General features: G+C 63.0%; 13 protein-coding genes and 1 pseudogene. 11 read left to right on the top strand and 3 right to left on the bottom strand.

Annotated elements, in window-relative coordinates; genetic code table 11:
• The 10 genes and pseudogenes from JNK68_08395 to JNK68_08350 all read left to right on the top strand — a co-directional run.
• Positions 1 to 313 (top strand): transaldolase (locus tag JNK68_08395; GenBank protein MBL8540378.1); only part of this gene is annotated, 313 nt, incomplete at its 5' end.
• 31 nt (positions 314 to 344) lie between these two features.
• The gene (locus JNK68_08390) at positions 345 to 1,058 is read left to right on the top strand and encodes an ROK family protein (protein MBL8540377.1); all 714 of its coding nucleotides are present in this window, start codon (positions 345 to 347) and stop codon (positions 1,056 to 1,058) included.
• Positions 1,055 to 2,689, top strand: coding sequence for a glucose-6-phosphate isomerase (pgi, locus tag JNK68_08385; protein MBL8540376.1), 1,635 nt, complete (start codon positions 1,055 to 1,057; stop codon positions 2,687 to 2,689). The genes JNK68_08390 and pgi overlap by 4 nt, the downstream gene beginning before the upstream one ends.
• Before the next feature lie 35 nt (positions 2,690 to 2,724).
• Positions 2,725 to 3,744: a decarboxylating 6-phosphogluconate dehydrogenase gene (gnd, locus tag JNK68_08380; GenBank protein MBL8540375.1), complete on the top strand. Its 1,020-nt coding sequence runs from the start codon at positions 2,725 to 2,727 to the stop codon at positions 3,742 to 3,744.
• Positions 3,745 to 3,769: 25 nt separating this feature from the next.
• Positions 3,770 to 5,155 (top strand): glucose-6-phosphate dehydrogenase, encoded by a 1,386-nt coding sequence (gene zwf, locus JNK68_08375; GenBank protein ID MBL8540374.1) that lies wholly within the window; start codon positions 3,770 to 3,772, stop codon positions 5,153 to 5,155.
• A 16-nt stretch (positions 5,156 to 5,171) separates the two neighbouring features.
• A complete protein-coding gene (gene pgl / locus JNK68_08370; GenBank protein MBL8540373.1) occupies positions 5,172 to 5,867 on the top strand; it encodes a 6-phosphogluconolactonase in 696 nt (231 codons plus the stop codon).
• A 7-nt stretch (positions 5,868 to 5,874) separates the two neighbouring features.
• A complete protein-coding gene (locus JNK68_08365) occupies positions 5,875 to 6,012 on the top strand; it encodes a hypothetical protein (protein ID MBL8540372.1) in 138 nt (45 codons plus the stop codon).
• 5 nt (positions 6,013 to 6,017) lie between these two features.
• Positions 6,018 to 8,099 (top strand): glycogen debranching protein GlgX, encoded by a 2,082-nt coding sequence (gene glgX, locus JNK68_08360; GenBank protein MBL8540371.1) that lies wholly within the window; start codon positions 6,018 to 6,020, stop codon positions 8,097 to 8,099.
• Between the two features lie 3 nt (positions 8,100 to 8,102).
• Positions 8,103 to 8,889, top strand: a pseudogene (locus JNK68_08355) (hypothetical protein).
• A 64-nt stretch (positions 8,890 to 8,953) separates the two neighbouring features.
• A complete protein-coding gene (locus JNK68_08350) occupies positions 8,954 to 9,499 on the top strand; it encodes an NUDIX hydrolase (protein ID MBL8540370.1) in 546 nt (181 codons plus the stop codon).
• A 16-nt stretch (positions 9,500 to 9,515) separates the two neighbouring features.
• Here the strand turns inward: JNK68_08350 and JNK68_08345 are convergent, their stop codons facing one another.
• Together JNK68_08345 and JNK68_08340 are read right to left on the bottom strand one after the other, a co-directional pair.
• Positions 9,516 to 11,498, bottom strand: a complete 1,983-nt coding sequence (locus JNK68_08345) for an EAL domain-containing protein (GenBank protein MBL8540369.1) — start codon at positions 11,496 to 11,498, stop codon at positions 9,516 to 9,518.
• Positions 11,499 to 11,518: 20 nt separating this feature from the next.
• Positions 11,519 to 12,442, bottom strand: coding sequence for a crotonase/enoyl-CoA hydratase family protein (locus JNK68_08340; protein MBL8540368.1), 924 nt, complete (start codon positions 12,440 to 12,442; stop codon positions 11,519 to 11,521).
• A gap of 285 nt (positions 12,443 to 12,727) precedes the next feature.
• Between JNK68_08340 and JNK68_08335 the strand changes: the two genes are divergently transcribed.
• Complete coding sequence (locus tag JNK68_08335; protein MBL8540367.1) at positions 12,728 to 14,962, top strand: AMP-binding protein; 2,235 nt, start codon at positions 12,728 to 12,730, stop codon at positions 14,960 to 14,962.
• On the opposite strand, the gene JNK68_08330 is transcribed toward JNK68_08335, so the two are convergent.
• On the bottom strand, positions 14,943 to 15,507 hold a 565-nt coding region (locus JNK68_08330; GenBank protein ID MBL8540366.1), incomplete at its 5' end, for a PQQ-dependent sugar dehydrogenase. The genes JNK68_08335 and JNK68_08330 overlap by 20 nt on opposite strands.

Below are 15,507 nucleotides of genomic sequence, written 5' to 3'. Positions count from 1 at the left end.
AAGCACCGGAACGAAGGATCCGAAGGCTTCGGACATCCTCTACGTCAAGGTGCTGGCAGCGCCGTACACGGTCAACACGATGCCGGAGGGGACGCTGAAGGCGTTTGCCGATCACGGCGAGGTCGGCGCACCGATCGCTGCAGACGGCGGCGACAGCGCGTCGGTGCTCGCGTCCTTCGCGCAGGCCGGCGTCGATGTCGGTGCGCTCGCGGCGCGTCTGCAGGAAGAGGGCGCCGCCTCGTTCGTGAAGTCGTGGAACGATATGATGGCGGTCATCGGTTCCAAGTGTGCAGCGCTCGAGAAGGTTGGCTAGGGTACGTCGGTCGCATGGCGAGACACCGGCGATGAAGGTCTTGGCGATCGACATCGGGGGCACCCACATCAAGATCCTCGCGACGGGACAGACGGAGCGCCGCGCGTTTCCTTCGGGTCCCGAAATGACGCCGGCGGCGATGATCGCGGGCGTCAAGGCCCTCGCACAGGGATGGGACTACGACGTGGTGGCGATGGGTTATCCCGGTCCGGTGCTGCACGATCGGCCGGTGGCCGAGCCGCGCAACCTCGCGGCGGGCTGGGTCGGCTTCGACTTCGCCGGGGTCCTCGGCCGCCCGGTGAAGATCGTCAACGACGCGGCGATGCAGGCGCTCGGCAGCTACAACGGCGGCAAGATGCTGTTCCTCGGCCTCGGTACCGGGCTGGGGTCGACCATGATCGTGGACGGCATCATCGAGCCGATGGAACTCGCGCACCTGCCGTATCGCAAGGGGACGTACGAGGACTATATCGGGCTGCGCGGTCTCACCGAGCGCGGCAAGAAGAAATGGCGCGCGTCCGTTGCCGACGTGGTGGAACTGCTCAAGGCCGCGCTGCAGCCGGACGACATCGTGATCGGCGGCGGCAACGCGAAGGAACTGAAGGAGATGCCCCCCGGCTGCCGGGCGGGTGACAACGCAAATGCCTTCATCGGCGGCTTCCGGCTGTGGGCAGGAACGGCCCGCAGGCCGGCGAAGCCCGCGAAGGCACGCCCGAAGAAGGTCGATCAAGGGAGCCCCACATGACTGCCACTTCACCGTTGACCGCGCTACCCGCGTGGAAGGCGCTCGCTGCGCACGCCGCGGAAATGCGCCCTCTGCATCTGCGCGAGCTTTTCGCCGATGATCCCAAGCGCGGCGGGCGGCTCACGCTGGATGCGGTCGGCCTCTACCTCGACTACTCGAAGCATCGCATCACCGATGAGACGGTGGCGCTGCTGCTGCGGCTGGCGGAGGAGGCGGGTCTGCGCGCGCGCATCGACGCCATGTTCCGCGGCGAGAAGATCAACATCACGGAGGACCGCGCGGTGCTGCATGTGGCGCTGCGCGCGCCGCGCGGCGCATCGATCGTGGTCGACGGCGGGAACGTCGTGCCGCACGTGCACGCCGTGCTCGACAAGATGAGCGACTTCGCCAACCGGGTGCGCGACGGTGCGTGGCAGGGGCATACCGGCAAGCGCATCCGCAACGTCATCAACATCGGCATCGGCGGCTCCGATCTCGGGCCGGTGATGGCCTATGAGGCGCTGCGTCACTACAGCGCGCGCGAGCTCACGTTTCGCTTCGTGTCCAACGTCGACGGCACCGACTTCGCAGAAGCGGTGCACGATCTGGACGCGGCGGAGACGCTGTTCATCGTTTCGTCGAAGACGTTCACCACGCTGGAGACGATGACCAACGCCCACACGGCGCGTGCCTGGGCCCTGGAGCGCCTGGGCGGGGATGCTAGCGCGGTCGCGCGCCACTTCGTCGCCGTCTCCACGAACGCGGAGGCGGTGTCCAGTTTCGGCATCGATACCGCCAACATGTTCGGCTTCTGGGACTGGGTCGGCGGTCGCTACTCGATGGACTCGGCGATCGGTCTGTCGACCATGCTGGCAGTCGGCCCCGACAACTTCCGCGCCATGCTCGGGGGCTTCCACGAGATGGACGAGCATTTCCGCACGGCCCCCTTCGCGAAGAACCTGCCGGTGCTGATGGGGCTGCTCACGTTCTGGTACAACAACTTCTTCGATGCGCAGACGGTCGCGGTGCTCCCCTACGACCAGTATCTCAAGCGCTTCCCCGCCTACCTGCAGCAGCTCACCATGGAGAGCAACGGCAAGCGCGTGACGCTCGACGGCATCGCGGTCGACTACGACACCGGACCGGTCTATTGGGGCGAGCCGGGCACCAACGGCCAGCACTCGTTCTATCAGCTGCTGCACCAAGGCACGCGACTCGTGCCCTGCGACTTTATCGGCTTCGGCCAGACGCTGAATCCACTCGGCGAGCACCACGACCTCCTGATGTCGAACGTCTTCGCGCAGGGTGAGGCGCTCGCGTTTGGCAAGACGCCGCAGCAGGTGAAGGCAGAGGGTTCGCCCGACTGGCTCGTGCCGCATCGCACGTTCGAGGGCAACCGGCCTTCGAGCACGCTGCTCCTGGAGCGTCTGACGCCGGCTGCCCTCGGCAAGCTGGTGGCGCTCTACGAACACAACGTCTTCACGCTGGGTACGCTCTTTCACATCAATTCGTTCGACCAGTGGGGCGTGGAACTCGGCAAGGTGCTGGCGAAACGCATCATCCCGGAGCTGTCGGGAGCCGAGCCCGAGCTCGGTCACGACAGTTCCACCAACGCGCTCATCCGGCGCTATCGCAAGCTCAAGGGCGGTTGACAACGCGCGTCGCGCACCCACCACAAGGAACGAGAATGCAACTTGGAATGATCGGGCTCGGCCGCATGGGCGCCAACATGGTGCGGCGTCTCATCCGCAACGGTCACGACTGCGTGGTCTTCGACATGTCGACGGCAGCGGTGCAGGAACTCGTGAAGGAGAAGGCGACGGGAGCGACGTCGCTCGCGGATTTCGTCGGCAAGCTCGCGAAGCCGCGCGCCGTCTGGCTGATGGTGCCCGCTGCAGTGGTCGACAAGTCGATCGCCGATCTTCTTCCGCATCTCGACGCGGGTGACATCCTGATCGACGGCGGCAACTCCTATTATGTGGACGACATCCGGCGCGCGAAGGCGCTCGCGCCGCAGGGCGTGCACTATGTGGACGTCGGCACCAGCGGCGGCGTGTGGGGTCTCGAGCGCGGCTACTGCATGATGATCGGCGGCGAGCCGGAAGTGGTGAAGCATCTGGACCCCCTCTTTGCGACGCTGGCTCCGGGGATCGGCACCATCGACCGGACGCCGGGGCGCGGGAAGGCCGGAGGCACGTCGGAGCAGGGCTATCTGCATTGCGGGCCGAACGGCGCGGGCCACTTCGTGAAGATGGTGCACAACGGCATCGAGTACGGGATCATGGCCGCCTACGCCGAAGGGTTGAACGTGCTGCGCGGCGCCAACGCGGGCAAGCGCCAGCGCGAAGTGGATGCCGAGACCACACCGCTGCGCGACCCGGAGCACTATCAATACGACCTCGATCTTGCCGACATCTCCGAGGTGTGGCGGCGCGGCAGCGTGATCGCCTCGTGGCTGCTCGATCTCACCGCCAGCGCGCTCATCGAGGATCCGCAGCTCTCGAAGTTCGCCGGGCGCGTGTCGGATTCGGGCGAAGGGCGCTGGACCATCAAGGCGGCCATCGACGAGGGCGTGCCAACGCCCGTGCTCACCACGGCGCTCTATGAGCGGTTCAGTTCGCGCGGCGAGGCCGAGTTCCAGGACAAGCTGCTCTCCGCCATGCGCTACGAGTTCGGCGGGCATCTCGAGAAGTCGGCCGGCAAGTGACGAGTCGAAAAAGGAACGAACCACGATGACCGAGCCCCATTCCGACGCGCTGGTTTTCTTCGGTGCCACCGGCGACCTTGCCTACAAGAAGATCTTTCCGTCGCTGCAGGCGATGTTGAAGCGCGGCCACCTCGACGTGCCGGTGATCGGCGTGGCGAAGGCAGGATGGAATCTCGACCAGTTCAAGGCACGGGCGCGCGACAGCCTGGAGAAGCATGGCGGCCTCGATCCTGCAGCTTTCGAGAAGCTCTCCGGCCTGTTACGGTATGTCGATGGAGACTATGCGGATCCGGCGACCTTTCAGGCGATCCGCAAGGAACTCGGTGGCGCGAGTCGTCCGGCGCATTACCTCGCCATTCCCCCTTCGCTCTTCGGGCTGGTGGTGGAGCAACTCGCAAAGTCGGGCTGCACAGAGGGCGCGCGCGTGGTGGTCGAGAAGCCGTTCGGTCGTGATCTGCCTTCGGCGCAGGCGCTCAACAAGATACTCATGAGCACCTTCGACGAGGATCGCGTCTTCCGCATCGACCACTATCTCGGCAAGCGGCCGGTGCACACCATGGTCTTCTTCCGCTTCGCCAACATCCTGCTCGAACCATTCTGGAACCGCCGCTATGTCAACAGCGTGCAGATCACGATGGCGGAGAACTTCGGCGTGCAGGGCAGAGGGTCGTTCTACGACCAGATCGGCACCATTCGCGACGTGGTGCAGAATCATCTCTTCCAGGTACTCGCAAATCTCTGCATGGAACCGCCCGCGCGCACCGACAGCGAGTCGCAGCGCGACGAGAAGGTGAAGGTGCTGAAGGCGATTCCGCCGATCACAGCGGAGAATCTGGTGCGCGGCCAGTTTCGCGGCTACCTGGCCGAGCCCGGTGTCAAACCGGACTCCAGGACGGAAACGTTTGCGGCACTGCGGCTGGAGATCGATTCCTGGCGCTGGGCAGGCGTGCCGTTCTACATCCGCGCCGGCAAGTCACTGCCGGTGACGTGCACGGAAGTTTTCGTGCGGATGCGCCATGCACCCAAGATCTTTCCGCACTGCCCCGGCGCGCCGAATTATTTCCGTTTTCGCATCAGCCCCGACATCAGCCTTGCCATGGGCCTGACCGTGATGGATGAGGCGGAGGCCATGATCGGCGAACAGGTCGAGCTGCTCGCGAGCAACCGGCCGGGTGCGCAGGAAATGGACGCCTACGAACGCGTGCTCGGCGATGCCATGGCGGGTGATCGCACGCTCTTCGCGCGCGAGGACTACGTGGAAGAAGCGTGGCGCATCGTCGATTCCGTGCTCAAGGCGGACACCCCGGTCCACGAGTATGCCCCTGGGACGTGGGGACCGGAGGTGGCCGGCGACGGCGTGGTGCCGGCTGGCGGTTGGCACAACCCAGTCGTGTCGGGTCCGGCCGCATAGTGCCGCGGACGCAGAGATGAAGATCGAAGTATTCGAGAGTGCGGACGCCGTGGCCCACGCCGCCGCCAAGTTCATTGCGGCGGAGGCGCGCAGCGCGGTCGCCGCGCGCGGGAGTTTCACGTTTGCGGTGAGCGGCGGGCAGACTCCATGGGTGATGCTGCGCGCGCTGTCGGGGATGGAACTGCCGTGGAAGGACGTGCAGGTGGTGCAGGTGGACGAGCGCGTTGCACCGGCCGGCGATCCGGACCGTAATCTCAGCCACCTGCGTGCGAGCCTGCTCGATCACGCACCGCTCGCCGCCGCGCAGATCCACGCCATGCCGGTCGAGGACAGCGATCTTGCCGCTGCTGCGGGACGTTACGCTGCCACGCTGCGCGAACTGGCGGGCGAGCCACCGATCCTCGACCTCGTCCACCTCGGTCTCGGGCCGGATGGGCATACCGCCTCGCTGGTGCCGAACGATGCCGTGCTCGACGTGGCTGACGCGGACGTCGCGGTCACCAGTGGCGCGTACATGGGTCGGCGCCGGATGACGTTGACGTACCGCACGATCAATCAGGCGCGTCGCATCCTCTGGCTGGTGACGGGAGAAGGGAAGGCGCCGATGCTGCGGCGCCTGCATGCCGTCGACACCTCGATTCCGGCAGGGCGCATCCGCCAGGAGAACGCGACGGTTCTCGCCGACTACCCGGCAGCAACGCGCGTTCGCTGATCGACGTATGGAGATCCTCGCCCGTCACCACGCGGTGCAGACGACGCCTGTGAGTCGCAGCCCGCAGCGCCTGCCGGCTGCGGTCGTCCGGCAGACCGTCCACGCGGACGTGCTTCACAGCCACAAGCCGTCGCCCGGCAACTGACTCGTATGGATCTCGTTCATGCCGTTGCGCCAGGGCTGAGCTTCCCCCTCGGCGCCACGCTGTGCGCAGGCGGCGCGAACTTCAGCCTGTACGCAAGGCGCGCGACCGCCGTCGAACTCTGTCTCTTCGATCGCGTCGACGACGCTTCGCCCAGCCGCGTCATCCGTCTCGATCCGCCTCATCATCGTACGTTCCACTACTGGCACGCGTTCGTGGCCGGTGTGGAATCCGGCCAACGCTACGGCTATCGCGTGCACGGTCCGTTCGCACCGGAGCGCGGACTGCGGTTCGACCCGGAGAAGCTGCTTCTCGACCCCTACGGCAAAAGCATCGAGGAACCACCGGGACGCAGCCGGAACGCGGCCGCGGCGCCTGGGGACAACACTGCGACTGCGCTCAAGAGTGTCATCGTCGACACGCGCGCCTACGACTGGGAGGGGGATCGCCAGCCGCGCCGTCCGTTCGCCGACACCGTGATCTACGAGATGCACCTCGCCAACTTCACGCGGCACCCGAATTCGGGCGTCGCCGCCGAGCGTCGTGGAACCTTTGCCGGGCTGATCAACAAGATTCCGTACCTGCAGGATCTGGGCATCACCGCTGTGGAGCTGCTGCCGGTCTACGCCTTCGATGCGCAGGCGGCACCGCCCGGGCGGGTGAACGATTGGGGCTATCAGCCGCTCTCTTTCTTTGCGCTGCACGCGCCGTACAGTTCACGCCCCGGCCCCCTGGAAGCGCTCGACGAGTTCCGCGACATGGTCAAGGCGCTGCATCGCGCCGGCATCGAGGTGATTCTCGATGTCGTCTACAACCACACGGCGGAGGGCGGCGCCGACGGCCCTACGCTTTGTTTTCGCGGGCTGGCGAACGGCACGTACTACATCCTCGGTGGCGACCGTGCAACCTACGCTGACTTCACCGGCTGCGGCAACACGCTGAACGCGAATCATGCCGTGGTCCGGCGCATGATCCTCGACAGTCTGCGCTACTGGGTGACCGAGATGCACGTCGATGGCTTCCGCTTCGATCTGGCGTCGGCTCTGACGCGCGACGGCGCCGGTCAGCCCATGGCTTCGGCGCCCATCTTGCACGACATCGAGTCGGATCCGCTGCTTGCCAACGTGAAGCTCATCGCCGAAGCGTGGGACGCCGCCGGGCTATATGAGGTCGGCAGTTTCAGCGGCGACAGCTGGAAGGAGTGGAACGGCTGCTTTCGTGACAACGTGCGGGCCTTCGTCAAGTCGGACGATGGCACCGTGCCGGCCTTGGCTGCCCGGCTCACCGGCAGTCCGGACCTGTACCTGGAGTCGGAACGCGAGCCCGAGCGCAGCATCAACTTCGTCACGTGTCACGACGGCTTCACGCTCAACGATCTCGTCTCATACAACGTCAAGCACAACGAAGCGAATGGCGAGAACAACCGTGACGGGGCGAACGACAATCGCAGCTGGAACAGCGGTGTCGAGGGGCCGAGCGACGATCCCGCGATCGAGCAGCTGCGCAATCGGCAGATCAAAAATTTCCTGGCGCTGACTCTGCTCGCGATGGGCACGCCGATGCTCCTCATGGGAGACGAGGTACGGCGCACACAGCACGGCAACAACAACGCCTACTGCTGCGATGGCGAGACGGGATGGTTCGATTGGACCGACGTCGAGCGGCACGCCGACATCCATCGTTTCGTGCGGGAGCTGATCGCGCTGCGCCTGCATCGCGATCTCCCGCGCAGCTGTCACGATCTCACGCTGCGCACCCTGCTCGACAAGGCGCTGCTGCAATGGCACGGCGTGCGTCTCGGTGCGCCGGACTGGGGTGAGAGCTCGCACAGCCTCGCGGCCACCATCCAGACTCCCGGCTCACCACGCGTAATGCACCTGATGGTGAACGCATACTGGGAGGCCCTCGATTTCGAGGTCCCGCCGGTGCGCGATCTCCAGGGGCCGTGGCGCCGCTGTGTCGATACCTTCCTTGCCGCACCCGATGACGTGCGCCGGTGGGACGAGGCACCTTTGGCGAATGCGCCGACTTATCAGATCGCGCCGCGCTCTCTCGTGTTGCTGCTGGCGCGCTCGCATGCCGATGGCTGAGCAATAAAGACTTCTGATGTTCATCCCGACCGGCAGCAGATTGGCGGCGGCCTCGCAGTCATCGCAATTGCCGTTCGAGCCAGTGGTCGACGCCGCCTCGAGTCGAGACGAACGATCCGGCAGGCATTCCAGCCTGGCATCGAAAGCGACAATCGATCTTCCGACTACCGGGGGCGCTCATGTCCACAACGTTGGCCGACTTTCACCTGCGACGCCGGTACTCCCACGGCATGGGCAGCCCGTTATCTGAGGGTCACTTCGAAGCGCCGTCTGATCGGGTCATTCAGCCATGGTTCAATGGCAAACGCGCTGCCGCAGACGATCAGCGCGCAGGCAGCATGCCCGGGGCGTCAGGTGATCGCCCTGAGCGGCGACGGGGGGTTCAGCATGATGATGGGCGACTTCATCACGCTCACCCAGACGAATCTTCCGGTCAGGTCGTGTGCTCAATAACGGAACCCTCGGCTTCGTAGAACTCGAGATGAAAGCCAACGGCCTGCCGGATACTGCAGTGACGCTCAAGAATCCCAACTTCGCGGCGATGGCTGAGGCCATGGGAATATTCGCCGTGCGCGTCGACGTCGCGGATAAGCTCGAAGAAAGCGTGGCTGCAGCGCTCGCGCACGACGGACCCGCACTGATAGATGTCGTGAGTGCGCGTCAGGAACTGCTCATGCCGCCCCGAACGACACTGGGACAGGCGGAGCATTTCGGACTGTTTGCGCTGAAAGCAGTCCTCGATGGTCGGATGTCGGAGCTGGTCGATCTTGCGCGGACCAATCTCCGCTAGCTTCTTCTACCCTTTCCCAGAATCACGAGACTGATTCCAGCATCCAGTTCGAAGGTTCACAACCATGCGCGATTTCACTGAGAGAACTCTCGATTCGAAGCTCGTCTATGACGGCAAGCTGCTCGAGGTGCGCGAGGACAACGTAAGTCTTCCGGACGGGCAGACGGCACTGCGCGAGTACATTGTCCATCCCGGTGCCGTGATCATCCTGCCGATGCTCGATGAACACACCGTGCTGGTGGAGCGCCAGTTCCGCTATCCTTTGCATCAGCACTTTCTTGAACTCCCCGCGGGCAAGATCGACCCCGGCGAGGCGCATGCGGTAACCGCGCGGCGGGAACTGCTGGAGGAAACCGGCTACGAGGCGCTGGAGTGGACCCACCTGTTCACGGCGTATCCCTGCGTGGGTTACTCCAATGAGAAGCTCGAGTTCTACCTGGCGCAGCATCTGCGCTACGTCGGCCATCCCGGGGAGGAGGGCGAGTTCCTCGAGACGGTTGCGCTTCCGGTCGATCAGGCGCTCTCGCTGCTGGAATCTGGCGAGATCACGGAAGCCAAGACAATCATGGGACTGCTATGGATCGACAGGCGCTTGCGCGTCGGTCGATAAGATCGGGGACGATCTTTCAGCGCTGCGCCACGGAGGGAGGCGTCGCCCTCATCAGGAGGTCGGACTCGAGGGGAACCGGGCGCTTGAATAGAAAGCCTTGTCCGTATTGTGTGCCCATGTCGACGAGGGCGCGCAGCACATCCTGGTTTTCCACCCATTCCGCGATCACCTGCTTCTTCAGGCCGCGCGCCACATCGTTCAGCGCCTTCACGAAGATCCGGCTCGCCTCTTCGGTCGCCAGGTCGCGAATGAAACTGCCATCGATTTTCAGGTAATCGACGTCGAATCGCTTCAGGTAGTAGAACGAGCTGAAGCCCGCGCCGAAGTCATCGAGCGCGAATCGGCAACCCATGTCCTTGAGCTGCCGGATGAAGGAGAGCGTGACATCGATCTCCGACATTGCAGCTGTTTCCGTGATCTCGAACACGAGCTGACTGGGATTCACGCGGCTCTCGGAGAGCATCCGGTGAAAACGGCGAATCCAATGCTGATCAGAGATACTGACCCGGGACAGATTGACGAAGTAGCGCAGCCGTTTGTTGTCCTGATGGTTGGCCTCCATGTGCCGGAGCAGCTTCTGCACCACGCGCATGTCGATTTCCTGGATCAGGTTGAGCGACTCGGCCAGTTCGATGAAATGTCCTGGAGCGATGATCGAGCCGTCCTGCTCCTTGATCCGAACGAGGATCTCGTGATGCACTGGCTGCTGGTCTGACAGTCGAACGACCGGTTGCCAAAACAATACCAATCGGTCCTCGTCGAGGGCATCTCGCAGCTTCTTCGCCCAGTGCACACGCTTGTGCGTGCTGCGAATATTGTTCGCGTCCTGATCGGACAGCACGAACCGGTTGCGGCCATGGTCCTTGGCTTGGTAGAGCGCGATGTCAACGTTCGAGAGCAGCCCGACCAAGTCGCCACCGTGGAATGGGTAAAGTCCAATGCCGATGGAGACTGTAAGGTTAGAAACCTTGGATTGGCCCGGTGGATGAAAGCGGTAGTGACGAATACCCTCGAGCGCTTTCTCTGCGACCGTGATCGCTTCCTTGCGCAAGGCGCCAGGCAAATGAATCGCGAACTCGTCGCCGCCGATGCGGTACAACTGGCTGTCATGGCCGCGTAACAACTCTCGCAGCGCACCACTTACCCCAACGATCAATTGATCGCCAGACTTGTGGCCGAAATTGTCGTTGATGTACTTGAAGTGATCAATGTCCAGGAAAAGCACCCCTCCGACTTTTCCTTCTTCTATGGCCGTTTCAACGGTCTTTTGCAGCGCGACGCGATTCGGCAGGTCCGTTAGCGCGTCGTGCAGAGCGAGATGCTCGATGCGCAGCGTCGCATTGTGCTGTTCCGTGATGTCGCGCGCCGTACCACGGATCCCGAGTAGTGCGCCGCGCTCGTCTCTGATGATGCGAGCGTTGATGCCTATCCAACGATCGAGTCCGTCGGCGGTAACGAGGTGGCTTACGTAGTTGCGTACTTCTCCATCGCGCTTGAGCGTGGCTAGAAAGCGCCGGTTGGAAATATGAGAGGGACGTGCTTCGAAGTCGAAAAAGCAGCGCCCGAGGAGCTCGTTGCTGGAAAGTCCGAAGATATCCTTCGACGCGATGTTGAGATACGTAAAGCGGCCAAGCGAATCGGTGGTCCAGATGAGATCGTGGGTGGTTTCAACGAGATCACGGTAGCGCTGCTCGCTTTCGAGCAGCAAACGGATGATTCGCCTTTTCTCGTCTAGAGAGCGCCGGACAGTCTCCAATTCCTCATTGCTCGTCGCCTGCAACGTACCTGCCGACGAGGCGATGAGGCGATCGATCAACTCTTTGGAGTAGCGACGGTGCCCGCCGTCTGTGCGGCGCGCGACAAGCACCCCTTGATCGTCCCAGCGGCGGAGCTTTTGGATGGGGATCCCGAGCTTTTCAGCGACGTCTTGAATGCTGTACTCAAGGACCTCGATTGACCGGCGTCGCGCCCTCTGCGCAGACTCCTGGTGATCTTCCATCAAGCCCCCTTCCTTGAATATCAATGGACCTCACGCGATTCGCCAAGCCCATTCTGACGAGACACCAGACGGTGCATGAGCTTGAGGTCCCGCAGATTGAGTCGCAGAGCGCAGTCTACCCAGATCTCAACGACATCCATCAATTCAGCAAAGTCTATTCCATGAACACGCCGCCGTGCAGCCGCGAGGCCAAAATGACCCACCTGGGTACGCTGGCGCGATGAAATAAAGGAGGATACACCGGCTTCCCCCTCGCCGTCCGCCACAACCATATCGACGACGCCCATCGCGTGCATCTCTTCCGCCGAGTACAGCCGCCCGCTCGTGATGAGTTGCTCCGCCAGCTTCTGTCCGACCTTGCGATCCAGGAAGGAGTAGGCACCCATGCCCGGGAACAGATTGAAGAGGATCTCGGGGAAGCCAAATCTGGAACCCTTTTCCGCGATAATGACGTCGCTTGACAGGGCTGCCTCAAATCCACCACCCAGGCACTCGCCTTGCACCAGCGAGATGGTCGTAGCGGGTAGCTCATGCGAGATGTAGTTCCGGTGCAGGACTTCTATGCAGGCGCGGCCGTAGTACAACAGCCCGGCGCGATCTTGCTTTCCGATCAGCATCTTGAAGAGGTCCAAATCGCCACCGAGGTTGAACACACCGGGTATCTCGGAGGCAAGCACCACGTAGTTGATGTTGTGCTCTTCGGTCCCTGCAGTGATCTTGCCGGAGGTCGCGGAAAGAAAATCATAGTACGAGCGGATGTCCGCGAGCAGTCGCGGATTGAAGCACGGACGTGGAGAAGGATTCCAGCGTGACCAGATCGCCCCTTGGTCCTTGCGGAAGGAAGCCCGCAGCTGATTCGAGAATGTGTAGTCGACCCCGTCTTCGGACACGTGGCCGGCAACTTGTTCAGGGATCAGCAGCGCGGGCGGGACGATCATGTTCATTTGTGTTCTCCTGGATAAACGCGTTAAAGTGACAAGTTCGCGACAAAGATGGCGAATCCTCGTCAAGCGTATTTAATGCCAGGGAAATCTCCAAAATCAAATCTAACGTTTTGTTAGATTTTGTGTTTTTAGGGTTGAGAAAGAGGGATTTGCGGCATACCGGAAACTCTCCGGCAGCCCTCAGTGGCGGGGTTTGTTGCGGTTTCCGTTTAGGTGGAAGTTCGCGCCGTTCGTCCGGTTGACGCGACCGCTCGTTCCCGATAGAAGGTAAGGTTTGGAACTGAGTTGACTTGGAAGTCTTTCGTGGTCTCGTTCGCGCGTTCACTGCTCCGTCTCATCATTCGCGGCCGCCTTCGGGTACGTCTGAGTCATGCGCTCGGACCGCTGCCAGAACGTCTCCTCGTCGCATCCAATCATCAGTCCTGGCTGGACGCGCCACTCCTTCTGAGCCTGCTGCCATTCCCGGCGATTGCAGTCGTTTCCCCGGCCGAATACCGGGGGCCCCTCAAGTGGCTGCTTAAGCTCTTTCCGCACGCTGTGATCGATCAGGCGGAGGCGCTTTCCGTGAAGCGTCTGGCGCGGCTTCTCGAAAAGGGAACGCCGGTGCTTGTCTTCCCGGAGGGTCAATGCACGCGCAGTGGCAGTCTGATGAAGCTGTACGACACAGCGGCCTTGGCGGCGCTGAAGACGGGGGCAGCGATCCTTCCGGTCGGCATCGACGGCTTGACGATGAGCCGTTTCGGCGAGGTGCCGGGAGGCACCGTCCAGAGAGGTAGAACCGAAGTACGCGTGACGGTCGGACGGCTCGCGCGATCCCCGGTTGCGCCGGATGGGTCCCTCAAGTTGCGCCGGCAGCAGGCGGCAGCCCATATGCAGCGCATGCTGCAGCAGGTCGCTGCCGCCTCGCCAAGTCCGCAGACGCTGTTCGAAGCCTTTCTGTCTGCAGTCGACCGCTGGGGCCGCGGCATGCCGATTCTCGAAGAGAGTCAGGGTCCGGCCAAGACATATGGCGATCTGATCAAGGCAAGCTTGGCGCTCGCACGCCTGTTGACGGGCATCACGCGTGAGCGCGAGACCGTGGGCGTATTGATGCCGAACAGTGCTGCAACGCTATGCCTGCTGCTCGGCTTGAACGCAATCGGTCGAGTGCCCGCCATGCTCAACTTCACATCGGGTCGCACGGGCGTCCAGGCGTCTTGCCGCGCTGCACGAGTACGGCTGGTGCTCACCTCCAGGAAGTTTCTCGACGCGTTGCAGGAACAGGGAATCCGACTCGAACTCGACGAAGTGGACGTCGTTTTTCTCGAGGATATGAAGAACCAGCTCACGCTGCTCGACAAGGTTTGGCTGGTGGGATGGGCACTCCGGAACCCCCGGCGCGCCATGGTCGATCAGGATCCGACGGCGCCGGCTGTCATCCTTTTCACCTCGGGTTCCGAAGGGACGCCCAAGGGTGTCGTCTTGTCGCACGCGTCGATTCTGGCGAACGTGGCGCAGATGCGCGCCGTGATCGATTTCACGCCGGCGGACAAGTTTTTGAATGCGCTGCCGATGTATCACTCGTACAGCCTGACGGCGTGCACGCTGATGCCGCTGGTGTCCGGAACCAAGGTGTTGCTCTATCCGACGCCGCTGCATTACCACGTGATTCCGGAACTTGCGTACAAGAAGGCCTGCACCTTCCTGTTCGGTACCAGCACGTTCCTCGGCCACTATGCGCGCAATGCGCATCCGTACGATTTCCATCGCGTGCGCGTCGTGGTCTCGGGTGCCGAGAAGTTAGACGAGCATGTTGCCGACATCTGGCTGCGCAAGTTCGGTCTGCGCATCACGGAAGGCTACGGCACAACCGAGTGCTCGCCGGTCCTCGCGCTGAATGCGCCCCTTTCCTACAAGTCCGGTACGGTGGGCCGTTTACTCCCCAATATCGAGCACCGGATCGTGCCGGTGCCTGGTATCGCAAGGGGCGGTGAGCTCCATGTGCGGGGCCCCAATGTCATGCTCGGGTATCTCTTTCAGGAAGATCCCGGCGCACTGCAGCGGCCCCGTTCCGAGTTGGGCGAGGGCTGGTATGCCACGGGTGACGTGGTGGAGATGGACGACGAGGGTTTCGTCAGCGTGCGAGGCCGCGTGAAGCGCTTTGCCAAAGTGGCGGGGGAGATGGTTTCGCTCGAAGCTGTCGAGCGCATTGCCCGCCATGCGTCGCCCGACCATCAGCACGCAGCCACGGTGCTGGTGGTTCCCGAACTCGGCGAGAGCACGGTGCTCTTCACCACCGACTTCCAGCTCAATCGCACGGCACTGCTGCAAGCCGCGCGCAAGCTCGGGGGACACGAACTCGCCGTGGCCCGCAACATCTTCCCCGTCAAGGAGCTTCCGCTTCTGGGCAGCGGCAAGGTCGACTATGTCGCACTGCAAGCGCTGGTGGCGGGCCTGAATCCCTCCAGCTTCGAGCAGTCCGACCCCGGCATCGTCGTGTCGCTGCGCCCATCCGCCGCGTTCAGGGGCCGCGGTAACTGATCCGGTAAAGCACCCCCGCCTGATCGTCGGATACCAGCAGGGCGCCATCCGGCATCACCAGCACGTCCACCGGGCGACCCCAGTTTTCCTCGCCCTGCAGCCAGCCCTCGGCGAAGACGGTGGATTTCGCCGATTTGCCTTTGTCGACGTCGACAGCTACCACTCGGTAGCCGATCTTCTTCGAGCGATTCCATGAACCGTGCTCGGCGATGAAGATTCGGTTGGCATAGCTATCGGGAAACATCCGGCCGGTGTAGAAGCGCATGCCGAGCGGAGCCACATGAGGCCCGAGCTTGACGACCGGTGGCACGAATTCCTTGCACTTTCGTTTGTCGCCGAACTGCGGGTCGGGCAACGTACCCTCGTGGCAGAAGGGAAAGCCGAAGTGCAGCCCGGCCTTCGGTGCATGGTTGAGCTCGCATGAAGGCGAATCGTCGCCGAGCATGTCGCGCCCGTTGTCGGTGAACCAGAGGGTACGATCCTCCGGATTCCAGTCGAAGCCGACGGTGTTGCGCACGCCGGCGGCAAAGAGTTCGAGGTTGGTG

This window comes from Betaproteobacteria bacterium, assembly GCA_016791345.1.
Lineage (GTDB): Bacteria > Pseudomonadota > Gammaproteobacteria > Burkholderiales > JAEUMW01 > JAEUMW01.
The sequence above is the reverse complement of the archived record's forward strand: the minus strand, read 5'-3'. Positions and strand labels throughout refer to the sequence as shown.

Bases quoted from the DNA above. Each gene is read 5' to 3' on its own strand.
- JNK68_08390 (MBL8540377.1), top strand. From the start codon at position 345: ATGAAGGTCTTGGCGATCGACATCGGGGGCACCCACATCAAGATCCTC.
- pgi (MBL8540376.1), top strand. From the start codon at position 1,055: ATGACTGCCACTTCACCGTTGACCGCGCTACCCGCGTGGAAGGCGCTC.
- gnd (MBL8540375.1), top strand. From the start codon at position 2,725: ATGCAACTTGGAATGATCGGGCTCGGCCGCATGGGCGCCAACATGGTG.
- zwf (MBL8540374.1), top strand. From the start codon at position 3,770: ATGACCGAGCCCCATTCCGACGCGCTGGTTTTCTTCGGTGCCACCGGC.
- pgl (MBL8540373.1), top strand. From the start codon at position 5,172: ATGAAGATCGAAGTATTCGAGAGTGCGGACGCCGTGGCCCACGCCGCC.
- JNK68_08365 (MBL8540372.1), top strand. From the start codon at position 5,875: ATGGAGATCCTCGCCCGTCACCACGCGGTGCAGACGACGCCTGTGAGT.
- glgX (MBL8540371.1), top strand. From the start codon at position 6,018: ATGGATCTCGTTCATGCCGTTGCGCCAGGGCTGAGCTTCCCCCTCGGC.
- JNK68_08350 (MBL8540370.1), top strand. From the start codon at position 8,954: ATGCGCGATTTCACTGAGAGAACTCTCGATTCGAAGCTCGTCTATGAC.
- JNK68_08345 (MBL8540369.1), bottom strand. From the start codon at position 11,498: ATGGAAGATCACCAGGAGTCTGCGCAGAGGGCGCGACGCCGGTCAATC.
- JNK68_08340 (MBL8540368.1), bottom strand. From the start codon at position 12,442: ATGAACATGATCGTCCCGCCCGCGCTGCTGATCCCTGAACAAGTTGCC.